This window comes from Xanthomonas sp. NCPPB 3174 (assembly GCF_056725205.1).
In genome coordinates this window covers 292,737-317,731 of sequence record NZ_CM161517.1, presented here as the reverse complement: position 1 = coordinate 317,731, position 24,995 = coordinate 292,737, and the positions used below count along the sequence as shown (strand labels likewise).

General features: G+C 68.5%; 22 protein-coding genes. 5 read left to right on the top strand and 17 right to left on the bottom strand.

Going from position 1 to position 24,995, the window contains the following annotated elements; genetic code table 11:
* Nucleotides 1–47: 47 nt before the first annotated feature.
* Together AC1PK7_RS01380 and pobA are read right to left on the bottom strand one after the other, a co-directional pair.
* The gene (locus AC1PK7_RS01380; protein WP_420008592.1) at nt 48–536 is read right to left on the bottom strand and encodes a nuclear transport factor 2 family protein; all 489 of its coding nucleotides are present in this window, start codon (nt 534–536) and stop codon (nt 48–50) included.
* Between the two features lie 447 nt (nt 537–983).
* Nucleotides 984–2,162 (bottom strand): 4-hydroxybenzoate 3-monooxygenase, encoded by a 1,179-nt coding sequence (gene pobA, locus AC1PK7_RS01375; RefSeq protein WP_481099614.1) that lies wholly within the window; start codon nt 2,160–2,162, stop codon nt 984–986.
* 93 nt (nt 2,163–2,255) lie between these two features.
* On the opposite strand from pobA, the gene AC1PK7_RS01370 reads away from it, so the two are divergent.
* Nucleotides 2,256–3,155, top strand: a complete 900-nt coding sequence (locus AC1PK7_RS01370) for a helix-turn-helix domain-containing protein (RefSeq protein WP_420008589.1) — start codon at nt 2,256–2,258, stop codon at nt 3,153–3,155.
* A gap of 291 nt (nt 3,156–3,446) precedes the next feature.
* Here the strand turns inward: AC1PK7_RS01370 and AC1PK7_RS01365 are convergent, their stop codons facing one another.
* From AC1PK7_RS01365 to AC1PK7_RS01330, 8 genes are all read right to left on the bottom strand, one after another.
* Complete coding sequence (locus tag AC1PK7_RS01365) at nt 3,447–4,916, bottom strand: benzaldehyde dehydrogenase (protein ID WP_481099613.1); 1,470 nt, start codon at nt 4,914–4,916, stop codon at nt 3,447–3,449.
* A gap of 38 nt (nt 4,917–4,954) precedes the next feature.
* Entirely contained in the window at nt 4,955–5,722 is a 768-nt protein-coding gene (locus tag AC1PK7_RS01360; RefSeq protein WP_481099612.1) for a coniferyl-alcohol dehydrogenase, read from the bottom strand.
* Between the two features lie 27 nt (nt 5,723–5,749).
* Entirely contained in the window at nt 5,750–6,769 is a 1,020-nt protein-coding gene (locus AC1PK7_RS01355) for a SphA family protein (protein ID WP_481099611.1), read from the bottom strand.
* A gap of 178 nt (nt 6,770–6,947) precedes the next feature.
* Nucleotides 6,948–7,424: a MarR family winged helix-turn-helix transcriptional regulator gene (locus tag AC1PK7_RS01350; protein WP_481100823.1), complete on the bottom strand. Its 477-nt coding sequence runs from the start codon at nt 7,422–7,424 to the stop codon at nt 6,948–6,950.
* A 138-nt stretch (nt 7,425–7,562) separates the two neighbouring features.
* Nucleotides 7,563–8,885 carry a spinster family MFS transporter gene (locus AC1PK7_RS01345; RefSeq protein WP_481099610.1) on the bottom strand — a complete coding sequence of 441 codons (1,323 nt, stop codon included), beginning with the start codon at nt 8,883–8,885 and terminating at the stop codon, nt 7,563–7,565.
* A 14-nt stretch (nt 8,886–8,899) separates the two neighbouring features.
* Complete coding sequence (locus AC1PK7_RS01340; protein WP_481099609.1) at nt 8,900–10,306, bottom strand: alginate export family protein; 1,407 nt, start codon at nt 10,304–10,306, stop codon at nt 8,900–8,902.
* Nucleotides 10,307–10,384: 78 nt separating this feature from the next.
* Entirely contained in the window at nt 10,385–12,250 is a 1,866-nt protein-coding gene (locus tag AC1PK7_RS01335) for a feruloyl-CoA synthase (protein WP_481099608.1), read from the bottom strand.
* A gap of 81 nt (nt 12,251–12,331) precedes the next feature.
* A complete protein-coding gene (locus tag AC1PK7_RS01330) occupies nt 12,332–13,162 on the bottom strand; it encodes a p-hydroxycinnamoyl CoA hydratase/lyase (protein WP_010343733.1) in 831 nt (276 codons plus the stop codon).
* Between the two features lie 324 nt (nt 13,163–13,486).
* On the opposite strand from AC1PK7_RS01330, the gene AC1PK7_RS01325 reads away from it, so the two are divergent.
* Entirely contained in the window at nt 13,487–13,804 is a 318-nt protein-coding gene (locus AC1PK7_RS01325; RefSeq protein ID WP_481099607.1) for a hypothetical protein, read from the top strand.
* A 253-nt stretch (nt 13,805–14,057) separates the two neighbouring features.
* On the opposite strand, the gene AC1PK7_RS01320 is transcribed toward AC1PK7_RS01325, so the two are convergent.
* The 4 genes from AC1PK7_RS01320 to AC1PK7_RS01305 form a co-directional block, all read right to left on the bottom strand.
* Nucleotides 14,058–14,948, bottom strand: coding sequence for an alpha/beta hydrolase family protein (locus tag AC1PK7_RS01320; protein WP_481099606.1), 891 nt, complete (start codon nt 14,946–14,948; stop codon nt 14,058–14,060).
* Nucleotides 14,949–14,950: 2 nt separating this feature from the next.
* The gene (locus AC1PK7_RS01315) at nt 14,951–16,066 is read right to left on the bottom strand and encodes a DUF3182 family protein (protein ID WP_481099605.1); all 1,116 of its coding nucleotides are present in this window, start codon (nt 16,064–16,066) and stop codon (nt 14,951–14,953) included.
* A gap of 37 nt (nt 16,067–16,103) precedes the next feature.
* Nucleotides 16,104–16,307 carry a hypothetical protein gene (locus AC1PK7_RS01310; RefSeq protein ID WP_420008580.1) on the bottom strand — a complete coding sequence of 68 codons (204 nt, stop codon included), beginning with the start codon at nt 16,305–16,307 and terminating at the stop codon, nt 16,104–16,106.
* A 241-nt stretch (nt 16,308–16,548) separates the two neighbouring features.
* Nucleotides 16,549–16,980 carry a hypothetical protein gene (locus AC1PK7_RS01305; protein ID WP_010343738.1) on the bottom strand — a complete coding sequence of 144 codons (432 nt, stop codon included), beginning with the start codon at nt 16,978–16,980 and terminating at the stop codon, nt 16,549–16,551.
* Between the two features lie 312 nt (nt 16,981–17,292).
* On the opposite strand from AC1PK7_RS01305, the gene AC1PK7_RS01300 reads away from it, so the two are divergent.
* Both AC1PK7_RS01300 and AC1PK7_RS01295 read left to right on the top strand, forming a co-directional pair.
* The gene (locus tag AC1PK7_RS01300; protein WP_481099604.1) at nt 17,293–18,915 is read left to right on the top strand and encodes a SulP family inorganic anion transporter; all 1,623 of its coding nucleotides are present in this window, start codon (nt 17,293–17,295) and stop codon (nt 18,913–18,915) included.
* 131 nt (nt 18,916–19,046) lie between these two features.
* Nucleotides 19,047–19,541, top strand: coding sequence for a cupin (locus AC1PK7_RS01295; protein ID WP_481099603.1), 495 nt, complete (start codon nt 19,047–19,049; stop codon nt 19,539–19,541).
* A 68-nt stretch (nt 19,542–19,609) separates the two neighbouring features.
* Here AC1PK7_RS01295 and AC1PK7_RS01290 read toward each other — a convergent pair whose 3' ends face one another.
* Nucleotides 19,610–20,776, bottom strand: a complete 1,167-nt coding sequence (locus AC1PK7_RS01290) for a putative peptide maturation dehydrogenase (protein WP_481099602.1) — start codon at nt 20,774–20,776, stop codon at nt 19,610–19,612.
* A gap of 104 nt (nt 20,777–20,880) precedes the next feature.
* Between AC1PK7_RS01290 and AC1PK7_RS01285 the strand changes: the two genes are divergently transcribed.
* The gene (locus tag AC1PK7_RS01285; protein WP_420008576.1) at nt 20,881–21,222 is read left to right on the top strand and encodes an NHLP-related RiPP peptide; all 342 of its coding nucleotides are present in this window, start codon (nt 20,881–20,883) and stop codon (nt 21,220–21,222) included.
* On the opposite strand, the gene AC1PK7_RS01280 is transcribed toward AC1PK7_RS01285, so the two are convergent.
* Together AC1PK7_RS01280 and AC1PK7_RS01275 are read right to left on the bottom strand one after the other, a co-directional pair.
* Complete coding sequence (locus AC1PK7_RS01280) at nt 21,162–23,801, bottom strand: putative peptide modification system cyclase (RefSeq protein ID WP_481099601.1); 2,640 nt, start codon at nt 23,799–23,801, stop codon at nt 21,162–21,164. The genes AC1PK7_RS01285 and AC1PK7_RS01280 overlap by 61 nt on opposite strands.
* Nucleotides 23,802–23,828: 27 nt before the next feature.
* On the bottom strand, nt 23,829–24,872 hold the full coding sequence (locus AC1PK7_RS01275) for a GGDEF domain-containing protein (protein WP_481099600.1): 1,044 nt from the start codon (nt 24,870–24,872) through the stop codon (nt 23,829–23,831).
* Nucleotides 24,873–24,995: the final 123 nt, after the last annotated feature.

Here is a 24,995-nt window from a genome sequence, read left to right as displayed (position 1 = left end):
ACCCGGGTGGACGACGCCTGCCAGCGATCAACGCGCGCGACGCGACCTCACTTGGTCGCCGCGTCCCAATGCTCCTGGATCTTGCCGTTCTGGATGCGGAACATGTCGAACCAGGTGGTGGTGTAGGTCTTGCTGGCGTCCTTGGGATCGGGCAGCGTGCGCACCGACACCAGGGTCACGTAGTCGCCCTCGGCCAGGATCGCGACCAGGGGCAACTGCACGCGCGGCTGGATCGGCGTCGGCTTGACGAAGGAGGTCAGGAACGCCAGGAACGCATCGCGGCCATTGGCCACGTTGGGGTTGTGCTGGATGTAGTCCTTGGCCATGTACATCGGCGCATATTCGGTGTGCCCGGCTTCGAACACGATGCGCCAGAAGTCGTAGACCAGGCGCTTGTTGGCGGTGGTGCGCCAGTCCTCGCCGTGCAGCAGCTGCTCGTGGTTGGGATTGGCAGTGACCGCGGTCTGTGCGAACGCGGACGCGGCGGGAAGCGCAAGCAGCAGCGCCAGCAGACAGGCCTGAAAACGGATCTTCATGGAAGACGCTCCGATGGGGGAACAGGGGAATGCGCGATGACGCCGCGCTGCCGCGATGCGCGGCAACGAGGGAACCGGCACGGCTGCAGCGTAGCAACGTGCAGCCCTTGTGCAATCCAGCAAATCGCGAAAAACCGGCGGATTTACCGGCTTTTTTCCTGGTCTGGGAGAATCGCCACAGTTACCTCGATATCAGAAATGGCGCGGCAACACGCACCTGAAGGTGTGCATGCAGTGCATGGCGCCGCGATGTGTTGGCGCTCTGCACGATCATCCATCGGCGCGCCTGATCGCCATCATCGATCACAATGATCGACGACTCTCCTGTCGAGGGTGGGGATTCGGAATTCGAGATTGGAAGAAAGCCGAGAAGGACACGATCGACGTGCGCAGGGGAACTGGGACGCGACTTTGCCAATCCCCAATCCCGACTCACCAATCCCCGCTCTAAACCGCCAACGGCAGTCCCGCGTAATTCTCGGCAATGGTCGCGCGACCGGCGGCGCTCCCAAGCAGATAGTCCAGTTCCGCATCGTGCAGGCGGCGGCTGAACGCGTCCTCGTCCGGGAAGCGATGCAGCATCGTGGTCATCCACCAGGAGAAGCGCTCGGCCTTCCACACGCGTTGCAGCGCCAGTTCCGAATAGCGCTGCAGCGGCGCATCGCTGCGCTCCTGCTGCGCCTGCGCGAACAGGTGCGCGAGCAGGCCGACATCGCCGGCGGCCAGGTTCAGGCCCTTGGCGCCGGTCGGCGGCACGATGTGCGCGGCATCGCCGGCCAGGAACAGGCGCCCGTACTGCATCGGCTCGGCGACGTAGCTGCGCAGCGGCGCGATGCTCTTCTCCAGCGACGGGCCGGTGACCAGCGCCTGCGCCACGTCGTCGGGCAGGCGCCGGCGCAGTTCGTCCCAGAAGCGATCGTCCGACCAGTCCTCCACCCGCTCGTCCGCCGGCACCTGCACGTAGTAACGGGTGCGGGTGGGCGAGCGCATGCTGCACAGGGCGAAGCCGCGTGCGTTGCGCGCATAGATCAGTTCGTCGGCCACCGGCGGGGTGTCGGCCAGCACGCCCAGCCAGCCGAACGGATAGACCCGTTCGTACACGCGCAGCACCTCGGCCGGGATCGCGCGGCGGCTGACCCCGTGGAAGCCGTCGCAGCCGACCACATAGTCGCAATCCAGGCGTTGCATGACGCCCTCCTGCACGAAGCTCAGCCACGGCTGCGGCCCGCCGATGTCGTGCAGTTGCACGTCCTCGACGGAATAGAGCGTGGTGGCGCCGGCGGCACGACGTGCGTCCATCAGGTCGCGGGTCACTTCGGTCTGGCCGTAGACGGTGACCGCACGGCCACCGGTCACCGCGCTCAGCTCGATGCGTTCGCGGCGCTGTTCCAGTGCCAGCTCGAAGCCATGGTGGACGATGCCTTCGCGCTGCATGCGCGCGCCGGCACCGGCGGCGCACAGCAGGTCGGCGGTACCCTGCTCCAGCACGCCGGCGCGAATGCGCGACAGCACGTGCTCGGGCGTCTGCCGCTCGACGATGACGGTGTCGATGCCGTGGCCGTGCAGCAACTGCCCGAGCAGCAGTCCGGCCGGACCGGCGCCGACGATGGCGACCTGGGTACGCATGCGTCCTCCGCAGGATGGGACCGACGCACAGTGTTCCGGCTGCGGCGCGCCAGGGACATGGATCATTGCGACCGATTCCGGTACTTTTCGCCGATGCCCCGCACCGCTTCCGCCGCTGCCGCATCGCCGGTCACGGTCCCGGCCTTCCGCCTGTACGGCGAGACCGGCGATCGCGAGACACCGGACCTGTTGCACTGGGAATCCATCGCCGCACGCAGCCGCCTGCACGACTGGCACATCCGCCCGCACCGCCACGACGACCTGCTGCAACTGCTGTATCTGCAGCGCGGCAGCGCCGGCCTTCACTTGGACGGAACGCAGCAGCGCCTGCGCGGACCGTGTCTGCTGCTGTTGCCGCCGCTGTGCGTGCACGGCTTCCGCTTCCAGCGCAACGTGCGCGGCCACATCGTGACCGTGTCGGCACCGCTGCGGCAGCGCCTGGCGGCGCAGTGGCCGAGCCTGGACGAGGCGCTGGCGCAGCCGGTGTGCCTGCCCGCGGGCGACCAGCAACCGATGCTCGACGCCTGCTTCACTGCCATCGCCGTCGAACACGCGCAGCGCCGCCCCGGCCGCGAGCCGATGCTGCAGGCGCTGGCAACGCAGGCCCTGCTGTGGGCGGCACGCGGCGCACTGGCGCAGGCCCACGCCGATCCGCACGACGCCGACCGCGGCGCGCGCCACGTGCGCGCCTACACCGCGTTGATCGACGCGCATTACCGCGAACACTGGCCGCTGGCGCGCTATGCCGACCGGCTCGGACTGAGCCGCAGCCATCTCAACGCGCTGTGCCGACGCCTGGCCGGCGCCTCGGCGCTGGAACTGCTGCAGCGCCGGATCATGCTCGAGGCGCGACGCAGCCTGGTCTACACCACGCTGACCGTGCAGCAACTCGCCGAAGTGCTGGGCTATGCGGATGCGGCGTATTTCAGCCGCTGCTTCCGCCGGCATGCCGGGTGCTCGCCGATGCAGTTCCGGCAGCGGGCGCAGGGGTGAGCGCGTGGGGTTCGTCGGGATGGCTCGGTCGCGGCTGAAGCCGCTCCTACAAGGATTTACTGGGAGATGGCGGCGTCGTCCGGTGTAGGAGCGGCTTCAGCCGCGACGCACGCAGCGGCAATGGCAAGTCGCCGCAGAGGCGTCGGGACTGAAGTCCCTCCCACAATGCAGGGCCGACGCCGTATTGGCCGCGCGTAGCTCAACCCGCAGGCCACCGAGCAGACATCGCTCCTGCGAGCAATGCATCCACACGCAGCACCGGGCGCCGATGTGGCGCCCGGCGACTTGTCCTCAGAACGGATACTGCGGCGCGCTGTCCTGGATCGTCACCCACTGCCAGTGCGTGTACTGGCCCCAGTCGGCCGGGCCGCCCATGCTGGTGCCGTTGCCGGAGGCGCCGGTGCCGCCGAAGGGATTGGTGACTTCGTCGGCCACGGTCTGGTCGTTGATGTGCAGCAGGCCGGTGTGCAGGCGTTCGCCCAGTGCCATCGCGCGGCCGACCGAGGCCGACAGGATGCCGGCCGACAGGCCGTATTCGGTCTGGTTGGCCAGCGCCACCGCTTCGTCGTCGCTGTCGAAAGCGATCACGTTGGCGACCGGGCCGAACACTTCCTCCTCGAACGCCGGCATGCCCGGCCGCACGTTCGACAGCACCGTGGGTGCGTAGAACAGGCCCTCGTGCGTGCCGCCGGCCTCGACCACGGCGCCGGCCGCCACCGAGGCATCGACCACGTCCTTGACGTGCTGCAACTGGCGCTGGTCGATGATCGGGCCGAGCGCGACATGGGCGGTGGCCGGGTCGCCGACCGGCAGGTGCCGCGCCTTCTCGGCCAGGCGCCGGGTCAGTTCGGCGGCGATGCTGCGCTGGACCAGCACGCGGCCGGTGGCCATGCAGATCTGGCCCTGGTGGAAGTACGCGCCGAAGGCGATCGCCGACACCGCCTTGTCCAGGTCGGCATCGTCGAGCACGATCAGCGAATTCTTGCCGCCCAGCTCCAGCGCGGTCTTCTTCAGGTGCTTGCCGGCCAGCTCACCGATGCGGCGGCCGGCGGCGGTGGACCCGGTGAACGCGATCATCGGCACGCCCGGCGCCTCGACCAGCGCCTGGCCGGCATCCGCGCCGCCCGGCAGCACGTGCAGCAGGCCCTTCGGCAGGCCGGCCTGCTGCAGCACCTCGGCGATGACGAAACCGCCGGCGTACGGCGTGCGCGGATCGGGCTTGAGCACCACCGCATTGCCCACCGCCAGCGCCGGCGCCACCGAACGCAACGACAGCACCAGCGGGAAGTTGAACGGCGAGATCACCCCGACCACGCCCAGCGGCAGGCGCCGCGCTAGGCTCAGTCGGCCCGGCGCGGTCGGCAGCACCTGGCCCTGCGCCTGCAGCGGCATCGCCGCGGCCTGCTGCAGCAGCACGATCGCCTCGCGCACTTCGTGCTCGCCCTTGGGCAGGATGCCGCCGGTCTCGCGCGCGATCAGCGCCGCGGCCGCGGCCGCATGCTGCTGCAGCACCTGCGCGGCGCGATGGAACACCGCCGCACGCTCGCGCGGCGGCGTGGCCGCCCAGGCGCGTTGCGCGTCGCGGGCCTGCGCCACCGCCGTGGCCACGTCGGCCGCATTGGCCTGGCCGACGCGGTGCAGCGCCTTGCCACTGCCGGGTTCGATCACCTCGAGGACGCCGCCCTGGGCGGCGATCCACTCGCCATTGAAGATGCGCTCGCTCCAGGTGGACGCGGCGGCCAGGGGTTCGGTGCTGTGCATGATGTCTACTCTCGTGGAAAGGATGGGCAGGGGCGTGCTCAGATCGACGTGGCGGCCAGTCCGCCGTCCACCGGCAGATTGACGCCGTTGATCCAGCGCGCCGCATCGGAGGCCAGGAACACCACCGCTTCGGCCACTTCGTCGGCATAGGCCGGGCGCTTCATCTTGCCGGCGTCGGCCTGGACCCGCTCGGGCCCGAGCATGGTGACGAAATCGCCCAGGATCGGCGTGAACACCGGGCCCGGCGCGACGCTGTTGACGCGCACCGAATGGTCGGCGAACCAGTCGCGCGAACGCAGCAGCGTCCACACGATCAGCGCTTCCTTGAAGTACTGGTAGCAGGTGTCCTGCGGCACCGGATGCGCCGCCAGCCAGTCGCTGCCGGCCGCGTAGCTGCCGGTGGCGGCCAGTTGCTTGTGCAGGTCCAGCCGCTGCGGCCACTCCGCGCCGAGAATGGAGGCGATGTTGATGATGCTACCGCCGGGCACGATGCGCGGCAGCAGCGCCTGGCTGAGATGGCGCAGGCCCAGGTAGTTGACCTTGGCCACCACGTCCACCGGCGCGGTGCCGGGCACGCCGGCGATGTTGGCCAGCGCATCGATGCGCTCGGGCAACTGCGCCACCAGCGCATCGATCGAGGCCGGGTCGCCGAGATCGGCCTGGTGGAAGCCGTGCAGGGTCATGTTGACCGGCTGGCGGTCGATGCCGATCACCGTGGCGCCGTGGAAGCGCGCCAGGCGCGCGACCTCGGCGCCGATGCCGGAGGCCACGCCGGTGACGAGGAGGGTCTTGTTGTGCAGGTTCATGGCAGCGCGTGTCCGTTGCGGAGTTGATCAGAAGACGTGGATGTACTGGACGTTGACGTTGTGGCCGGAGGGCGCGTTCTTGACCTCCACCGGCATGTAGAAGTTGGCGTTGAAGATGTTCTTCTGGTCGATCCGCCACGACAGGCCGGGGCCGAGATAGAACTGGGTCTGCTTGCTGTCGGCCACGCGCTCGCCATTGGTGCGGTTGTCGCGCAACTGTTTGAGGTAGTAGCCGTTGATGCCCAGGTGCAGGTCCTTGACCACTTCCAGCGAGCTGGCGAAGTTGAGCCAGGCGGCGTCGCCGGCCTGGCCGTTGCGGAACACGAAGCCATCGCCCTGCGGCACGTTGGAGGCCTTGTCGGCGCGGAAGTTGTAGATGTAGTTCAGCCGCACGCTGATCTCCCAGCGCGGCGTCGGCAGGATGCTGAAGGCCCAACTCGGCAGCACCGACCAGTAGCCTGACCCCTGGTTGACGTCGCGGTTGCGGTCGAACTTGCCGATCGGCGCCAGCGCATCCAGTTCGAAGCGCTGCGAGAACACCGGCCGGCCATCGCGGATCACCGGCGCCATCTGCAGGTACGGGCCGATGGTCAGGTCGCCCAGGCCGACGCCGTTGTCGCGCAGCCGCACCGGGCTGTCGTAGGCGAACGACGTGTCCAGGTCGACCAGCGCGGCCAGCGCGGTGATGCCGAGGGAACCGCCGAACAGCTTGTAGTCGCTGAGGTAGGCCACCTGGGTGACCCATACCGAGGAGCCGATGTGCGGATCGCGAAACACCGGCACGTCGTCGCCGTGCGCGTCCTTGATCGCATCGAAGTCGTAGCGGCGCAGGTACTGGATCGCCGTCCAGCCCGGGTTCGGTTTGCTGAAACCGTCGAAGAAACTGGTGCCGCCGGTGTTGATGCCGGTCGGCAGGGTGGCGCTCTGCGGTACCGATTGCGCGGCCGCCGGGGCGGCGCAGGCAATGGTCAGCAAGGCGAGCAGCGACACGCGCGGGCGGGTACGCGGCGACGAGGGAGTACGGTGGCAGACACGGGTCACAGGCAAGCACTCCAAGCGAAAGGAGAACGGCGGGGTGCGGGGGGAAAGGAACGCGGACAGGCGCCGCCGCGCGCAGAGCGCGGCCGCGCGGCGACGCAGGCCGTCAGCGGGACGCTGGCGGCGGGTCGGGAATCACCAAGGAAGAACGACGGACGGCACAGGCCAGCCGCGCCGCCGGGGACCGCTACAGACGCTCGAGCGCGTCCAGCCGGTCCAGTGCCTGCAGCAGCGCGCGTGCCGAGGTCGCGCCAAGCGCGGTGCTTAGCTGCTGCTCCATGCGCACCACTTCGGCTTCGGCCTGCGCCAGCAGCGCCGTGCCGGCGGTGGTCAGATGCAGGTGCTGCATGCGCCGATCCTGGCGCCCGCGGACCTGCCGCAGCAGCTTGCGCTTCACCAGTCGCGCGACCACGATCGCCAGGTTCGGCGGCGACACGCTCAGCACTTCGCCCAGTTGCCGTTGGTTGATGCCCGGATTGGCGTCCACCAGCACCAGCAGCGAATACTCCACCGGCTTCAGCTCGAAAGCGCGCACGCAGTCCTGGAACAGCCGCCGCACCTGCAGTTCGGTGCGGGTGATGCGGTAGCCGATCAGGCTGGTCAGGCGTCGCTGGTCCACGCTGTCCGCCGTGTGCGGATCGGCGGGCGGCGTGCTGTTGAACATCTCGGGACTCGGTTTCGAACTCACAGCGCTTCCTGCATGGGGCGTCCTGCGGCCAGGTCACGGCGGCTGCGTACGCATCCGTCGGCGCCGGCCGGCGGTGCCGTCGCCATTGCATTGTAGGGGCATGGCCGCGCATGGTCACAACGCCGCGTCCACGCGGCGCAGAAGCGCCCGGTACGGCGCGGCGGCGGTCCACAGGCACAGCGCGCCGAGCAGCGCCGCACCCATGCACACCACGCCCAGCGACAGCCCGACCTGGCGCTCGTCGGCGAGCACGTGGTCGGTGCCCAGCGCCACCAGGTACGGCCCCAGGCCCAGTCCGATCAGGTTGACCAGCAGCAGGTAGATCGAGGTGACCTGGCCGCGCAGCCGGTTCGGCGTGACCGCCTGCAGGATCGCCGGTGCCAGCGCCACCGGCATGCCCAGCACGAACGTGGTCAGCGCGACTGCTGCCAGCGCCAGCCACGGCCCCGGCGCGATCGCGAACAACGCGTTGCTGACCACCAGCAGCACCGCCCCGACCAGCGAGATCTTCAGCGCCGCATCGCGGCTGCCGCGCGCGGCCAGGCGGTCGGCGAGGAAACCGCTGAACAGCATGCCGGCGATGCCGAAGGTGAGGATGATGATGCCGTAGGCCGGGCCGATCTCGCCCGGGGTCCACTGCCAGCGGCGGATGAAGGTGGCCGGCAACCAGGCGGTGATGCCGAAGGTGATCATCGCGATCACGCCGTTGGCCAGGAACAGCGACACGTACACCCGCGCGTTGTCGCGCAGGTGGCTCAGGTCCGGGCGCACGCTGGGCACCGCCGCGGCCTGCTCGCGCCGCGCCGGTTCGCGCACCGTGGCCATCAGCGCGATCACCGCCAGGCCGGGCAGCGCGACCAGGATGAAGGCCGCCTGCCAGGGCCGGAAGCTGCCCAGCAGCGGCAACACCACCGTGCTCTCCTTGCTGGTGGCCGCGATCACCAGGCCGCCGACGATGAACGCCGCCGCCGAGCCGATGTAGACGCCGGAGGTGTACACGCTCATCGCCCGCGCGCGCTTTTCCGGTGGGAAGTAGTCGGCCAGCATCGAGTACGCCGCCGGCGACAGCGAGGCCTCGCCGACGCCGACGAACACCCGCGCCAGGAACAGGGTGAAGAAGCTGGTGACGTAGGCGCCGGCCGCGGTGGCTGCGATCCACACCACCACGCCCAGCACGATCAGGTTGCGGCGGTTGCGGCGGTCGGCGACGCGGCCCAGCATCACCCCGATCAGCGTGTAGAACACCGCGAAGGCGAAGCCGTGGACCAGACTGAAGGCCGAGTCGGACAGCTGAAGGTCGCGTTTGATCGGCTGCACCAGCAGACCGAGGATCTGCCGGTCGACGAACGACAGCGTGTAGGCCAGCAACAGCACGATGGTGACGTACCACGCATACAGCGGGCGGTACGGCGCAGACGATGGCAGCGGATCGCGCATGGGAAGGCTCCGGCTCAGAAGCGCAGGGTCAGGAAGGGGGCGATGTAGAAGTAGTCGCGGCCGCGCACCGCGCCCTCGCGCAGGAACGGCCCGGCCTGGGTGTAGTGGGCGTACACGTCCAGGCTGGCGAAGGCGTTGAAGCGGTACTTCACCCACAGCACCGAGCGCGTGCCGATGTCGCGCGCATCGTTGGCGTCGCCCGGCTGCAGCACCCGCCAGCCGGCCGCGTACACGCCGTCGTGCAGGCTCTGCCGCTGCAGCTTGAGCACGTACATGTCGATCCACAGCCGCTCGCTGGGGCGCAGCACCAGTTCCGGGCCCACCGCACGCTCGTTGCTGCTGATCATGCTGCCGTCGAACACCGAGGCACGCGCGTACAGGCCGTTGAAAGTGTTCAGTTCGCCGTCGCGCGGATCGCGGTCGCCGGACGAGACCTCCATGCGCCAGCCCAGGCGCGGGGCCCACGTGGTCTTGGCGAAGGTGTAGCCGCCGAACAGCGTGCCCTGCCAGGCGCGTACGCGCTGGCCGGCGAAATGGCCGCGCTGGCCGATCAGTTCCAGGTCGTAGTCCCAGCCCTGCACCGCGCCGCTCAGGCGCGTGGACAGCGTGTGCCGATGCTCCTCGCCGACCACCCCGCCATAGCGGCGCCCGTCCTGCACGGTGTCCAGGTACAGCGTCTCCAGCAGTGCCGCCTTCGGCTGGCTGGGCGATAGCGGCACTTCGGCGTGGGCGCCCCACAGGCGCTGGTCGCGGTTGGTGCGGTCGTCGAAACTGCCGGTACGGGTCAGCACCGGGCGCCCCCACAGCAGGCCGCCGCTCCAGCGCGGCTGCCGGGTCAGCAGCCGCACCGCATCGAACGGCATGCGCGAATTGGCCGGGTCGCGCGGATCGAGCAGGCGCTGCCAGCCGTAGGCGATCTGCTGGCGGCCGGCGCGCAGGCGCCAGGCCGGCTCCTTCTGCCCGTCGGACAGTTCGACGAAACCCTGCGCCAGGTCCAGCGGGTTGCGATCGGTGGCCTGCACCGGCCGCGTCTGCAGGCCGGCGACACGGCTGTCGGCGAGTTCGCCGAACAGGCGCAGATACGCCGACGGCCGGTAGTCGGCCCACAAGCGTAGGCGCTGCTGCGCATAGCCGTGCGGATCGGTGGCGAAGCGGCCGAAGCCGGCGTGCTCGCGATAGTCGTACAGCGTGCGGCTCTCGCCGCCGAGGCTGAGCCAGCCATCGCCGACGGGGATGTATTTCCATTTCTCCCAGCCCTGGCGCGGACGCGCCGCCAGCGCCGAATAGTCTTCCTGATCGGCCAGCAGCTTGCCCTGCGGGCCGTTGTTTTCGGCATCGGCCTGGGCGCAGCCGACGCTGCACAACATTGCCAGGCACACGGTACGGGGCGCACGGCGTGCGCGCGCATGAGGCACAGTCATCGATTCCCTCCCAAGTCTCGAAGCCAGTGGTGCGAAGGAGCGCGATCCGCTATCCGGTCGCGCGGCCGAGCGGTTCGGTCATGACGGCGGCGCCGCCACCGCGCCCGGTGCGGTGCCGGCGTAGAGCTGTTCGACCAGCGCCGCCCGCGCGCGCAGCACGTTGCGCTGGTTGATCGACCCCTTGTCGGTGATTTCGCCGGCCTCCAGGCTCGGCAGCTGTTCCAGCCACGCCGCGCACGCGACATGGCTGGCGCTGCCGGTGGCGCCGCGGTTGAGCGTGTCGAGCAGGCGCTGCAACCAGTCGCGTACGTGCGGCGCCTGCAGCACCTGCGCCGCCTCGGCCTGCGCCGGCAGCCCCGACAGCGCCTGCAGCGCGTCCAGCCGCGGGAACAGCAGCAGGCCGATGGCGTCGCGGTCGGCGCCGGTCACCACCACGTCCTGCACGTAGGCGGCGCCTTCCATCAGCACGCGCGTGCGCAGCGGGCCGACGCTGACGAACACGCCGGAGGACAGCTTGAAGTCCTCGGCCAGGCGCCCGTCGAACAACAGGCCGCGCTCGGGATGCTGCGGGTCGATCGGCTTGAGCGCATCGCCCGAGCGGTAGAACCCTTCCTCGTCGAAGGCTTCGGCGGTCTGCTGCGGTGCGTTCCAGTAACCGGGCATCACGTGCGGCCCGCGGAAGCGCGCTTCCAGCTTGTCGCCGACCGGCACCAGCTTGACCTCGCAGCCCGGCGCCGGCACGCCGACGTCGCCGGGCGTGTTGCTGGTGCCATGGGTGAAGGTGCACGACGGCGCGCATTCGGTCATGCCCAGGCCGGCGAGCATGCGGATGCGCTCGCCGCAATGCGCCTCGGCGATGCGTTCCAGGCGGTCCCAAACCTCCTGCGACAGCGCCGCGGCGGCGAAGAAGAACATGCGCATGCGCGACAGGAAGGTCTCGCGCAGCGCCGCATCCTGTTCCAGCGCCTGCGCCAGCTGCTCCCAGCCGCGTGGCACGCTCAGGTACACGGTGGGCGCGATCTCGCGCAGGTTGCGCAGGGTCTGCTGGAACAGCGCCGGGGTCGGCTTGCCGTCGTCCAGATAGAAGCTGCCACCGTTGTACAGGGCGATGCCGATGTTGTGGCTACCGCCGAAGGTGTGGTTCCACGGCAGCCAGTCGACCAGCACGGGCGTCTCGCCGAGCACCGGGAAGGTCTGCAGCAGCATCTGCTGGTTCGCGCACAGCATGCGCTGGGTGGTGATCACTGCCTTGGGCAGCAGGGTGGAGCCGGAGGTGAACAGGAACTTGGCGATGCTGTCCGGGCCGCAAGCGGCGAAGGCGGCATCGGCGGCGTCCAGCGCGCGCGGCGCCAGCAGTTCCTCGAAGCGCAGGCAGGCGCGATCGCGCAGGGTGCCGCGCACGCACACTGCCGGTACATCGGTGGGGAACACGGCAGCGATCGCCGGGGCGAATGCGTCGCCGTCGCTGGCGAACAGCAGCCCCGGGCGCAGCACCTCGGCCACATGCCGCAGCTTGGCGAAATCGCGCGACAGCAACGCATAGCCCGGCGACACCGGGCAGTACGGGATGCCGGCATACATCGCCGCGAACGCGAGCTGCAGGTGTTCCAGATCGTTGCCCGACAGGATCGCCAGCGGCCGTTGCGCCGACAGGCCCATGTCCAGCAGGTGCGCAGCGATGCGGCGGGTGCGCTCGAGCATCTGCGCATAGCTCAGCCGCCGCCACTGCCCATCTTCGTCGCGCTGCGCCACGAAGGTCGCATCGGGGGTGTGCAGCGCCCAGTGCTGCAGGCGCTGCAGCAGGTGCCTGGGCAGCGGCGCCAGCGGTTCGCGCGCGCGCAGGCGCAGCACGCCGTCGGCATCGCGGTGGACCTCGGTATCGGCGTGGCTCAGTCCGACAGGACGATAGCGCACGGCGGTGGCAACGGACTCAGCGGCATTCATCGGAACCATCCGGAGGAGAGAGACGGCACGGCGTGCGGCAGCGCCGCCGCGGCCCCTGCGGGCCGCAAGCGACGCGACGGGTCAGCGCTTGTAGGTCTGCAGACCGGGCTTGATGGTTTTGTCGTCCAGGAATTGCTTCAGGCCTTGTTGCCGGCCCTTCTCGGGGTCGCGGTGATTGGACTGGTCGACCTTGGCGTACAGGTAGTCCTCGTTCTGCTCCCAGGTCAGCTCGCGGCAGCGCTTGAAGCCGTGCTTGGCGAAGCGCAGCACCACCGGGTTCTTCTGCTGCAGTTCCTGCGCCAGCTTGGTCACTTCGGCGCGCAACTGCGCGCGCGGCACGCTGGCGTTGACCAGGCCCATCTGCGCCGCCTCGGTGCCGGTGAAGGTACGCCCGGTCATGATGTAGAGCATGGCGTTGCGGTGGCCCATGGTGTCGGCGACCGCCTTGCTGACCAGATTGCCCGGCGGGATGCCCCAGTTGATCTCCGACAGCCCGAACACCGCCTCGTCGGCGGCGATGGCCAGGTCGCAGGCCACCAGCGGCGAGAACGCGCCGCCGAAGCACCAGCCGTTGACCGCGGCGATGGTCGGCTTGCTGTAGAAGCGCAGCAGGCGCCACTGCCACTGCGAGCAGTCGCGGCGCATGCGCTCCTGCACGATCTCTTCCTTGCCGTCGGTCTCGCGGAAGTACTCCTTCAGGTCCATGCCGGCCGACCAGGATTCGCCGGCGCCGGTCAGCACCAGCACCTCGGCGTCGCTGTCCAGTTCCAGCGTTTCCAGCACGTCGATCATCTCGCGATTGAGGGTGGGACTCATCGCGTTGCGCTTGTCCGGACGATTCAGGGTGACCCAGGCGATGCCTGCGTCGATCTCGACCTGGACGGTCTGCCAGCGGTCTTGGTAGCTGCTCATGGATAGGCCTGCATGGGGGTAGGGGGAGGAGCGGATCACTTAGGACTGATAATAGTTATAGATCATCATTATTTCGGCGCAAGCTGCACTGCAGCATGGCGGGCGGCGCTGTGGCGGGAGCATGGCGGCACGCCCATGGGCGGCGTGACAGCAACCGCGATGGATTCCTTGGACGCGTGAAGGGAGCAGGCCATCCAAGGACGTTAGATCCGCCGACGCAGCGCCGCGAGGCTTCACGCCCAGCGAACGCAATGCTCACGGTGCACGTTCAGTCCCGGGTTAGCATCCAGGCCACAGGGGTTCCGTCGACACCGGGGTGATGTGATGCACACCGTCTCCGCGCTTGACCAACCGACCCACGCTCGCGTCAGCATCGATCTGGACGCCGAAATGGCGTACTGGCAGCAGGCCCATGCCGAGGGCCGTCTCGGCCGCCAGGGTTTCGCCGACTATGCGCAGTTGCTGAAGATCGGCTACGACGTCTATCTGGCCTACCCGCGCGCCAGCGAGGCGCAACTGTACCGAGTGCTGCAGGACGCCTATCACCAGTGCGCGCCGATGCTGTCGGTGCCGTGGGACGAGGCGCGCTGGCTGGTGCGGCATGCGTGGCAGCATCTGGCGCATTCGGGGCGTTGTCACTGAGGAGCACCTCGCGCAGCGGGGCATCTCGTCGTTGCCCGCGTAGGAGCGGCTTCAGCCGCGACGGGCGTTACCGAGAATGCCTGTCGCGGCTGAAGCCGCTCCTACGACGAGGCTTCGGTCGTTACTGAAGGCGCCCACAAGGCGCCGCGTGCCGGCGTAGCAGCGACAAACAGGACAGCACACCATCGCGTGCATGACACACAGCGGCCTGCGCCGCCGGTTTGCTGTCGTGCGCTCCCCCACGCTACATGGTTCAACGCGACGACGTGGGCGACGACGCGCTGCGCTCCTTCGCCTCCAGGCGCCCATGGAATGCGTTCGACCCCTTGCCCGGCGCCGTCGCGGACTCGCCCTCGCTGTGCTTGAGCCGCTGCTTGCGCTGTTCGACCACGTTGCTGGCCAGGGCCACGCGACGCCCGATCACCATGTCGGTCAGCCAGTCGATCAGGTAGCGCGTGTACGCGGCCTGGTGCGCCTTTTCGGTCAGCGCATGATCGGCGCCGGCGATCGTGCGCGTGGTCAGCGAACGCGCGTTGGAGAACGCTGCCGCGTAGTTGCGCAGCACCTGCCCGGGCACGATCACGTCGCGCTCGGCCTCCACCAGCAGCACATCGCCACGATAGCGCTGGCAGGCCGCCAGAGCGCGGTTGTCCGCCGGCGTCACCACGCGGTTGCGGTACGGCATCAGGTCCGGATCGCGGTTCAGGGCGACTTTCGGTCCGTCCCAGTGCGCGTCCTTGTACAGCGCCGGCGAGCGCAGGGCCAGCCACTCCACCGGCCGTTCCAGCGTCAGCAACGCGGCCAGGTAACCGCCGTAGCTGAGCCCCACCACCGCGATCGCCTCCGGATCCACCTGCGGCGACGCCGCCAGGCGATCGTAGGCGGCCTTGATGTCGTCCAGGTTCTGCGCGCGCGTCACCGTCTCGCGCATCGCCGCCAAGCCCTCGTGGCCGCGCAGGTCGAAGGTCAGGCACACGCAACCCAGACCCGCCGCCTCGCGCGCGCGCACCAGGTTGTGGTGCTGGTTGCCGCCCCAGCCGTGCACGAACAGCACGCCGGGCAGGCGGCTGGTCGGCGTCAGCAAGGTGCCGCTGAGCGCCGCGCCGTCGACCGCGATGGCGATGCTGGACAGTTCGGCTTCCATGGTCAGGTCACGCTGCGCATGTAGCGGTACTTGGTCAGCAGGCCGGTGCGTGGCTCCTCGCCGACGTAGTAGACCTGCGCCCCGGGCGGCGGCGGCGGATGCGCGCCGTAGCGCTCGACGGTGGCGGCGATCACGCGCTGCAGCGTCGGCGACTGCTGGAACGCGGCGACCGCGGCCAGTTCCGCCGGCGTGGCGCCGCCGACGCGCCAGGACTGCTCGAGCACGCCGCAGGCGACACTGCCGTCGGGGAGCAGGCCTTCGATCACATCGTAGTTGCGCCGCGACGCATAGAAGCCCGGATAGGCCGCGGCCACCAGCCGATCGTAGTCGTGCGCCTTCAGCACGGCGATGCGCTGGCGCGGCGGCAACGGCTGTGCCAGCAGCGTGTCGAGGGTGCCGCGGATCACGTGCAGTTCCGAGCCGCCGTACGCCTCGCGGCCGCTGCCGTCGCGGGTGACCGACTGCGTGCCGCAGTAGGCGATGGTGATGCCGGCGCAGTGCGTTTCGCCGACACTGAAGGTGGTCGGTTGCTGCAGGTGCCGTTCCAGCACCACGCCATGCCGGTGCAATTCATGGACGGGCAAGGCCGACAGCGCCGCGTCCAGCGCCGCCACATCGTGCAGCAGGACCTGCCCCAGGCCGCCCACGCCGTGGCACGGCTTCAGGCGCACCTGGCCACCGTCGCACAGGCGCGCGAACGCGCGCCGGGCATCCGCAGCGCTGAAGGCGGTGTAGCCCGGCAGCGTCGCGGCCGCCAGGGCCACGCCGAGGTCCGGCTGCCATCCTGCCGGCGCCTGCGCATCGCCATCGACCAGCGGATGGCTGATCGCCTTGGTGGCGACGAAGGCATGTGGCACCACGCCGCCCAGCAGATCGGCCTCGCCGTGCACGCCGAGTTGCGCGGCCTGCGCTTCCGTCAGGGTTTCGTCGGGCACGTAGAACGCACCCGACCCGAACGCATCCGATCCGGCGGCCAGACGTGCGTCGTGCACCGGCAGGCACATCAGCCGCGCGACCTCGGCGACCACCCAGGCATGCGTGGCGGCCTCGTGGCCTCCGGACGCCGCATCGCGTACGCGGTAGGCGCGGACATTGGCATGCGCAGCGAACCGGGCCATGGCGGGCGCTCCGTGCGAATGGGGAAGACACGGCGTTTCAGCCATGGCCGTACCAGCGCAGCAGCGCTGCCATGGCAAGGGCGATCACCACGAGCGACACGACCACGCGCAGCCAGCGGCTGGCACATAGTTGCTTCCACCAGGCCGAGGCCTCGGGCGTGCCGCTGGCATCCCGGGCGCGCGGCGGCGGCGGCGCGGACGCTGGAGGGGAAGCCGCAGACTGGCGGTCGTCGTGGCGCATTGGCCAAGGCTGTCGCGCGGGCTGTCGCACGCGGGTGAACGCGATGTGGTGCGTGTGTCATCGCGGGAGTACAAGCATCGGCTGCACCCGGACAACCGCATCGCCGGCTGGCGATGCGCCTGGCGTTTGCGACGAAGCCGACGCAGCGCGCGCAGCACGTCAGTGCGAACAGGAAACGGGCCGCGCCATCAGGATCGCCAGAACGCGCGGCAGCGGGCGCAAGCCGCGCCCGGCGTCGCGCTCAGGCGGCAGCCGTCGCCGCGGCGTGGTGCGCGGGCAATCGCGCATCGATCCGGTGCTTGCCGGCCAGCGCCTGCATGCCCTGCAAGGTGGCCTGCACCGCACTGGCATAGCCGCTGCGCCACAGTTCCGCGCGCGACTGCCGCGACGCCGCCGCGTTCAGCGCCAGTGCGAATGCCTGCACACGGGGATCGGCCAGCGCGGCGCGCTCCATGAACGGCTGCTCCGGCGCGATGACGTCGACCGGGGCCAGCCAGGCGTCGGCGACCAGTTCGGCCACGCCGGCGCGGTGCGAGAGCTGGTGCATGGCGCTGAGCGTTTCGTGCAGCATTTCCAGGCACGCCCATTGCCACAGCGCGGCCTTGTACTGCGGGTCGGCCTGGTCCAGGGCGGACAAGGCGCCATCCACATGATCGATGCGAAGATCCTGCATGGCCGACTCCACGATACGGCGTTGCGATCCGGACATTCTGCGCGGCGAAAGTGAGCGCAACGTGAGTCGTGCGGCGGCAGCGACGTGCGTGCAGTCACACGGCGCGCGGCGCGGCTGCGTCCAGGCACGGGCATCGCGTATACTTGCGCACCGCGCCCGGCTGGCGCGCGCCCGCTCACCACGCTCTTCCATGACGCCACCCTGACACCCGCGACACGCATCGGCCCGCCCTCGACGGCAGGCCGAAGGTTGCTGGTTTTCCCTTGCATCTAGCGAGCACTGCCCTGCAGGGCGGTGTCAGGAGCGTTTACCTTGAAGTTTTCTTCTTCCCTGCGCCAGTCCTGGTGCGGCAATCTCCGTGGCGACGTGCTCGCCGGCCTGGTCGTCGCATTGGCGCTGATTCCCGAGGCGATCGCGTTCTCGATCATCGCCGGGGTCGACCCCAAGATCGGCCTCTATGCCGCCTTCTGCATCTGCGTGACCATCGCATTCGCCGGCGGGCGCCCCGGCATGATTTCCGCCGCCACCGGCGCGATGGCGCTGCTGATGATCGGCCTGGTCAAAGAGCACGGCGTGCCCTATCTGCTGGCGGCCACGCTGCTGACCGGCGTGCTGCAGATCCTGGCCGGGCTGTTCAAGCTCGGCGCATTGATGCGCTTCGTCTCGCGCTCGGTGATCACCGGCTTCGTCAACGCGCTGGCAATCCTGATCTTCATGGCGCAACTGCCCGAGCTGATCGGCGTACCGGTGCCGGTGTATCCGCTGGTGGCGCTTGGCCTGCTGCTGATCTACGGCCTGCCCTGGCTGTCGCGGCGCAGCTTTCCCGGCATCGGCCTGTGGCTGCTGGTGCTGGGTGCAGCCTTGACCGCGGGCAGCATGGCGCCATGGACGCTGCTGCCGGTGGCCGTGGGCGGCGCCGCGGCGCTGCTGCTCGGGCACCGCTGGACGCGCGGCCTGGCGGTACCGCCGCCGCTGGTGGCGATCGTGCTGCTGACCGGGATGGCGCTGTACTTCGGCATCCACGTGCCCACCGTCGGCGACAAGGGGCAGCTGCCCGATCGCCTGCCCAGCCTGCTGCTGCCGGCGGTGCCGTGGACGCTGGAGACGCTGCGGATTGTGTTCCCGGTATCGGCGACGATGGCGGTGGTCGGCCTGCTCGAGTCGATGATGACCGCGCAGATCGTCGACGACATGACCGACACGCCCAGCGACAAGAACAGCGAGTGCGTTGGCCAGGGCGTGGCCAACATCGTCAGCGGCCTGTTCGGCGGCATGGCCGGCTGCGCGATGATCGGGCAGTCGGTGATCAACGTGAAGTCCGGCGGGCGCGGGCGCCTGTCCGCGCTGGTGGCCGGCAGCGTGCTGTTGCTGCTGGTCGTGTTCGCCGGCGCCTGGGTGCGGCAGATCCCGATGGCCGCGCTGGTGGCGGTGATGATCATGGTCTCGGTGGGCACGTTCAGCTGGCGCTCGCTGGCGCAGTTGCGCACCCACCCGACCAGTTCCAGCGTGGTGATGCTCGGCACCGTCGCGGTGACAGTGGCAACCCACGATCTGGCACGCGGCGTCCTCACCGGCGTGCTGCTGTCGGCGCTGTTCTTCGCGCGCAAGGTCGGGCGCATGCTGCAGATCGAGCGCAGCGAGGACGCGGACGGTGGCCACACCTACCGCATCCGCGGCCAACTGTTCTTCGCCTCGGCCGGCAGCTTCGCCGGCGCCTTCGACTTCGCCCATGCGCCGGCGCGGGTCACCCTGGACCTGAGCCACGCGCACGTCTGGGACATCAGCGCCATCGGCGCGCTGGACCAGGTGGTGATGAAATTCCGCCGCCACAGTGCGCAAGTCCACGTGCTGGGGCTGAATCAGGACAGTGCAGCGATGGTCGGGCGGCTTGGCAGGCACCAGCGCGACGATGTGGAAAGCGTTCCCCAGCATTGAGGCCCGACCGGGATGATCGTGTCGGCACGGCGCAGCGCGCGGTCGCGCCGCGCGCCGTCCCGCGTACCGACACGGCGACGACATCGGCCGATTAGCATCGAACTGCTAACGGCCATGCAGGAGATCCGCCGATGTCACTGGACCACTGGCAACTGCCGCCACACGGTTGGGTACCCAACCACCCGTTCCTGCCGGTGCTGCACTACCGGCAGTGCGTGGGTGCCATCGACGCCGACGGCTTCGAACGCCGCTTTGCCGCGCACGGCTGGCCGCCGCAATGGCGCGACGGCATCTACGACTATCACCATTACCATTCCACCGCGCACGAAATGCTCGGCGTCGCCCGCGGCAGCGCCCGCGTCCTGCTCGGCGGCCCGGACGGCATCGAGGTCGCGCTCGCGGCCGGCGATGCGCTGCTATTGCCGGCCGGCACCGGCCATTGCCGGTTGTCGGCTAGCGCCGACTTCCTGGTCGTCGGCGCCTATCCCGACGGGCAGGACTGGGATATCTGCCGGGAGGCGCCTACGGCCGAGATGCTGCAACGGATCGCCAACGTGCCGTTTCCGCAGAGCGATCCGCTGCTCGGGAGGGACGGCCCCTTACTGACGTGCTGGCGAACGCCGTGACGCATCCGAGCCGCCGGACGACCATGCAAGGAGCAGGAAGATGTGGAAGACACGCTGCCCGCGACAATCTATGAGAGGTTCGCCTGCCAGACGTCACCATTCGGATCAAACTCGGCAGTAGCAAGCACGGGTGCACGCCAACCAAAGCCACACACTGCCAATGGGCTTTCATGCAGTGCATCCAGTCCGAGCGCTTGCTCGATGTCCACCTCGTTAATTGCTGAAGTGACAAAGGCGCCCCATCCGGCCTGCGTGGCACATAGATACAACAGTTGCGATAGATGACCTACATCAAGCAACAAAGCCCGGTAAGCCTTGGGATGATGGCGGTATTTCCAGAATATCCGGGCGTAGCGCGGCACCATCATCACCAACACCGGCGCGTCCGCAAACCAGTATTGACCGGCAACCGCGGTACGTGCCAAATCATCAAGCGCCATCGCTGGTGGAGGCAGCGGCTCAAGTGCATGCTCGACTGGATGGTAGTGGTACAAGCCTGGCGCGAGCCCCTCCACCCGTTGGATCAACACATAGCACTCGGTCGCATGTAGACCTCCGGCGGAGGGCGCGTTCTTCTTCAGGAAGGCCGCCGCGTCGTTCGCCTCGATCCTGGCACGCGCGCCGAAGACGCGCTGCAGTAGCTGCGAAAACGCCGCTAGCGGCAGTGCCCGGGCCGTGTCGAAATTTCGGCACGTTGCACGGCGCGCAAGCAAGGCGTCGAAGTCATCTTCGGCCTGGCGCGGCAAGGGCAAGCGCAGTTCGGGCACACTGCGCGGTCCTACTTCGGACGGCGGCGGCCCGAGTTTTTCACATAAGCCAACGGCCGTCGTCAGCCCGTTGGCTTCCATCGACGCCACGCTGTCGCTCCCCTGCCAGCGACCGAATCTGTGCGACAAGGCCGCGGGTCCCCACCAGTAAGTGGTCCGCATGGCGGCATCGCGTCCGGCGAAGCCATCTTGCGCGATGTCATCCTCGCGCACCAATAGGCCGGTCTCGATCAGTCGGATCGCCTGCTCGGGCAACGCGCTTGCTTCGGTCCATTCGACTGCACACAGCGAGCCCAGCAACTCCCGCTCGCTGGCGTCCACCTCCAGTTCGACGTCCAGATGGGGAGCCAAGGCAATCCAGCGCCTCTCCCGCCGTACACCATTGCCCCCTGCGAGCAAGGAGGCCAGATCGAACCGGCCAACGTCGCGCGGCTCCAGGAACAGATGAAAGCAGCGACGCACACGCATATCTGGAAATCCGTTCAATTAGGCGACGATGATGCCGATAGAGTGAGTTGCCGCAATTCCTTTTGTGGCCCCCATCCCACCCCTCTATGGAGACCAATCCTGTCATGAATGCCACCCGCCATGATCCTCTGCCCGCCGATATCGCCGACCGCCTGCTCGAGTTGCTGAGCACGGACGATGCCTTCCGTGCGACGTTCCAACAGAATCCGGCTGCAGCACTTGCCAGCCTGGGCTATGCCCCGGCGGCGCAAGCACTGACCAATGATGCGAGCCCGCCCAAGGAGGGCGCTCCGTTCTATTGCATGACCTCGCAGCAACTCGCCTCGAAGGAAGAAATCGCACAGGCGCGTGCGGAATTGGTCAGCCATCTGACCGTGGATGGCAATCACCACGTCATCTTCTGTTTCGAAGCAGGCAAGGTCGCTTCGAGCGTTTCTCTCAAGTAAGGCGGCATGGCGACGCTCGGCCACGCGGCACGCAGCGCCTGCATCCTCCGCGTTGCATCCGGAACCCTGTCCAGGCGCGACAGGGTTTCGGCAGCCCAGCGCTCAGCCAGTCGCGTATCGGCGACATTCAAGCTTTGCAATGACTGCGCTGCCGATGCCTCTCCATAGGCAAGTCCACGATGGCTGCCGATCCACTCGGCCTGCTCAAGTGCCTGACGGTTATCGCCCGCTGCCTGCAAGGCAAGGTACAGGGCCACTCGCCCCTGCAATAGATCGTCATCGCGCGGAGCCAGCAACTCAAGCGCCTTCGAGGTGTCACCACTGAGGCGATACTGGCCTGCCCGCACGATCTTCGCCAACTTGACGAGTACGGGATCTGCGGTCGCTTCCGCCCAAGGCGCGGTCGCCTTCAACGCGCGCGAGGACAGACTATCGTTCCCCAGGCGTTGGGCCAGATGCGCTGCCGCAAGGATCAAGACTGCACGATCAGCAGCATATGGTTGACCAGAAGCCGCTTTCGCCAGCAGTTGCAGCTGGCCATCCTGCCACTTCCTTAGCCGTGGCAGCACGTCCGCAGCTTTCTGCGTCAACGCTTGAAGCGATAGGTCCACGAACCCGAACTGTGCCTGGGTAAAATCGTTGGCCGCACGGCTGGCTTCCACTGCCTCGCGCACTTCCGTTGTCACCGCAGTCCAGTCCCCTTGATCAACCTTCGTCGTGATCAGATCCAGACGAGGCACAAGATCGTCGTCGGGGTAACCACTCCGCGGAATGGCACGGAGCTGCGCTTCCGCTTCACGGTAGTTGCTCTGCAGCGCCAGCACGTTGGCCAGCCTGCGCGCCGGGCCGCTCTTGCCTTTCAGCGCGAATTGCGTGAACTGCGTCTTGGCCTGAGCCAACTGCCCTTTTACGAGATAGACGCGGCCGATATCGTCGATCGCCACCGATTGATACGGATCCTGCTGGGCATCTGCCGCGACCGCGTGCGGTAGCGCCTCCTCGAAGCGATTGGCCTGGAACAAATGCCAGAACGCGTTGCCATGACCAGAAAAATTGTCTGGATATAGGCGCGACAGCTGCTGCCATCCACTAAGCGCTGCAGGGCTATCCTTCAGTTCATCCGTCCAGGCGCTGAGGTACAGCCGATCGCGTGCAGGCAGCCGATCTGAGAATTGCTTGGCACGCGACAGATATGGCAGCGCAGCCGCACGATCGGATGTCGCCGCCAGCACGCGTGCGATTCCCAGATAGGCGAGCGAGAACTGCGGGTCCAGGTCGATCGCCGCCTGGAAATTCTGCTCCGCCTGCTTCCACTTGCCGGCGGCCGTGGCTTCCACACCGAGTGCATAGGCGCGCAATGCATCGAGGTTGGACGTGGTGACCTGTGGAAGTGGCTTGGATGCCTGCTCCACGGACTGCATCGCCTCTCCGAGTTCGCGCCGCAGCTGCCCACTGACGGCGTCCACCGACGCCAATACCGACTCCAGCCCGCGTCCGGTCCTGGATTCGGTATAGACCGTCGCCTGCGTCACCGGGTCGATCAATTCGGCAGTGACCTGGATGCGCCCACCGACTTCAGCGACGGTCGGCAATATCACTGCGCGCGCACCGTCGCGCAATGCGATTTCCGATGCGACTGCCCGATCTACGCGGCTGTTGGGACTACGCTTCATCCTCGCCAAGGTATCCCGCACCTTGAGATCGCTCAGCAGATTCACATAACGCGACTGCTCGAGGCTGATCCGGAATGCCTGATCCAGCGATTCGTCGAGTACCTGATCGCCCGTCAGATTCCGCAAATCCCCCACCACCACCCAGTCGCGTTCGGCGAAGGCGATGGCCGGCTGCGGGCGGGTGACGAACCAGATGCCGACCGCGAACGCGGCGATCAGCGCGGCCTCCGCCGCCAGCGCCGCCGGCCGGCGCCACAGCGGGATATCGCGCCAGGCCTTGGGCGTGGGCTTGGGCGCGCGCAGCGGGGTGTGGCCGATCTCGCCGACTTCGTAGATCTCCAGCGGGGTCGGCACGCCCTTGAAGCGCCAGCGGCCGTGCGATTTCCACAGCAGGCGCTCGCCGCGTTCGCCCAGCTCGCGCGCGGCGCGGTGGGTCAAGGACTCGGCCACCGCCGACAGCAGGATCTGCCCGGGCCGCGCCAGGGTCATCAGCCGCGCGGCGGTCGGCTTGGCCAGGCCTTCCACTTCCAGCGGCTTGGCGCCCACCTGCACGGCGGCATCGCTGTTGCGCCAGGTCAGCACTTCGCCCACGTGCAGGCCGGCGCGCACCTTCAGGTCGAGCTTGCGCTGCGTGCCCAGTTCGCGCAGGCCGCGGCTGTAGTCCAGGGCGAAGCCGAGGCCGTCGATCGGCCGTTCGAACAACAGCAGCAGGCCGTCGGAACGGTCGATCAGGCGCCCGCGCCAACGCTGCTGCAGTTCCAGCACCAGCGAGTCGTGCCGCTTGAACAGCTCGGCCGCGTTGGCGTCACCGAGTTTTTCCACCAGCGCCACCGAGTCGCACAGGTCGGTCAGCAGCAGGGTGCGCAGCTGCGGAACCTCGGGCGGCGGTGCGATGGCGTCGGTCATGGCGGCGGCTCGGCGGGACGCGGTGGCTCAGCAGGGGGCGGAGGCGAGATCGTGCCAGTACAGGCGGTTGCCGCCCTGGCGCTTGGCCTCGTACAGCGCCGCATCGGCGTTGGCGTACCAGTCGTTCCAGTCCGAGTGCGGATCGACGCGGCTGATGCCGATGCTGACCGGGCAGATGTGCGGCGCCGGGTGCGGCACGCCCAGCAGGTTCTGCACGGTGGCGAGCACGAACTCGCCGATGCGGCGCAGGTCCTCGACGTTGCCGGCGGCCACCAGCAGGCAGAACTCGTCGCCGCCCAGGCGGCAGGCGATGTCGTCCGGCCCGGCCACCGAGCGCAGGATGTTGGCGACGTTCTGCAGCACGCGGTCGCCGACCAGGTGGCCGTGCGCGTCGTTGATGTGCTTGAAGCGGTCGCAGTCGATCAGCAGCAGGCCCGGGCCGGGCGAGCGGCCGTCGCGGCGGCACTCCTGCAGGCGCAGGATCAGCCCGCGGCGGTTGTGCAGGCCGGTGAGTTCGTCTGTGCGCACCAGCTCTTCGGTCTGGGTCAGCTGGTGGGTGGTGGCGTAAAGGTTGTCCAGCGCCGCTTCCAGGTCGCGGTTGCGCCGGCGCAGCTGACGGATCAGGGTCTGCTCGTTCATCACCACGCGCACGATGGTACGGCGCAGGAAGTAGGCGACCACGCCCGGGTCGCGCTCGACCAGGCGCTGGAAATCGTCGTGGTCCAGTTCCACCAGCGCGCCATCGCTGGCGGCCAGCGCGTCGGCGCTGCGCATGTGGTTGCCGATCAGCAGGCCCAGTTCGCCGAAGAACTCACCGTGGCCCAGGTGCTTGACCACCAGGTCCTCGCCGAAATCCAGATCGATCACGCCGCTGGTGATCACGAACATGGCGCTGCCACCGTCGCCGCGGCGGAACAGCACGTCGCCGGCGCGCACCGTGCGGGCGCGGCCGAATTCGGAAAACAGGCGCAATTCCGCGGCGGTCAGCACCGCCAGCTCGTTCGGCTTCGGAGCGACCGCAGCAGTGGAAATTGTGCCGCGTGCGGTGGATGCGGCGCTGTCGCAGCTCATCCGGCCCCCTAATCTGACGTCGCTGGCCCCTGTCCGGTGAGCATATCACCTACACATGGCGCTCACGATACATTTCACAGCCAATCTCGCCCCGCCAGGAGACGCTACAGCAAGCTGTCGCAC

Bases quoted from the DNA above. Each gene is read 5' to 3' on its own strand.
- AC1PK7_RS01345 (WP_481099610.1), bottom strand. From the start codon at position 8,885: ATGCGCGATCCGCTGCCATCGTCTGCGCCGTACCGCCCGCTGTATGCG.
- AC1PK7_RS01335 (WP_481099608.1), bottom strand. From the start codon at position 12,250: ATGAATGCCGCTGAGTCCGTTGCCACCGCCGTGCGCTATCGTCCTGTC.
- AC1PK7_RS01305 (WP_010343738.1), bottom strand. From the start codon at position 16,980: ATGCAGGATCTTCGCATCGATCATGTGGATGGCGCCTTGTCCGCCCTG.
- AC1PK7_RS01285 (WP_420008576.1), top strand. From the start codon at position 20,881: ATGAATGCCACCCGCCATGATCCTCTGCCCGCCGATATCGCCGACCGC.
- AC1PK7_RS01280 (WP_481099601.1), bottom strand. From the start codon at position 23,801: ATGACCGACGCCATCGCACCGCCGCCCGAGGTTCCGCAGCTGCGCACC.
- AC1PK7_RS01380 (WP_420008592.1), bottom strand. From the start codon at position 536: ATGAAGATCCGTTTTCAGGCCTGTCTGCTGGCGCTGCTGCTTGCGCTT.
- AC1PK7_RS01325 (WP_481099607.1), top strand. From the start codon at position 13,487: ATGCACACCGTCTCCGCGCTTGACCAACCGACCCACGCTCGCGTCAGC.
- pobA (WP_481099614.1), bottom strand. From the start codon at position 2,162: ATGCGTACCCAGGTCGCCATCGTCGGCGCCGGTCCGGCCGGACTGCTG.
- AC1PK7_RS01360 (WP_481099612.1), bottom strand. From the start codon at position 5,722: ATGAACCTGCACAACAAGACCCTCCTCGTCACCGGCGTGGCCTCCGGC.
- AC1PK7_RS01310 (WP_420008580.1), bottom strand. From the start codon at position 16,307: ATGCGCCACGACGACCGCCAGTCTGCGGCTTCCCCTCCAGCGTCCGCG.
- AC1PK7_RS01365 (WP_481099613.1), bottom strand. From the start codon at position 4,916: ATGCACAGCACCGAACCCCTGGCCGCCGCGTCCACCTGGAGCGAGCGC.
- AC1PK7_RS01290 (WP_481099602.1), bottom strand. From the start codon at position 20,776: ATGCGTGTGCGTCGCTGCTTTCATCTGTTCCTGGAGCCGCGCGACGTT.
- AC1PK7_RS01340 (WP_481099609.1), bottom strand. From the start codon at position 10,306: ATGACTGTGCCTCATGCGCGCGCACGCCGTGCGCCCCGTACCGTGTGC.
- AC1PK7_RS01330 (WP_010343733.1), bottom strand. From the start codon at position 13,162: ATGAGCAGCTACCAAGACCGCTGGCAGACCGTCCAGGTCGAGATCGAC.
- AC1PK7_RS01320 (WP_481099606.1), bottom strand. From the start codon at position 14,948: ATGGAAGCCGAACTGTCCAGCATCGCCATCGCGGTCGACGGCGCGGCG.
- AC1PK7_RS01315 (WP_481099605.1), bottom strand. From the start codon at position 16,066: ATGGCCCGGTTCGCTGCGCATGCCAATGTCCGCGCCTACCGCGTACGC.
- AC1PK7_RS01350 (WP_481100823.1), bottom strand. From the start codon at position 7,424: ATGTTCAACAGCACGCCGCCCGCCGATCCGCACACGGCGGACAGCGTG.
- AC1PK7_RS01295 (WP_481099603.1), top strand. From the start codon at position 19,047: ATGTCACTGGACCACTGGCAACTGCCGCCACACGGTTGGGTACCCAAC.
- AC1PK7_RS01370 (WP_420008589.1), top strand. From the start codon at position 2,256: ATGCCCCGCACCGCTTCCGCCGCTGCCGCATCGCCGGTCACGGTCCCG.
- AC1PK7_RS01275 (WP_481099600.1), bottom strand. From the start codon at position 24,872: ATGAGCTGCGACAGCGCCGCATCCACCGCACGCGGCACAATTTCCACT.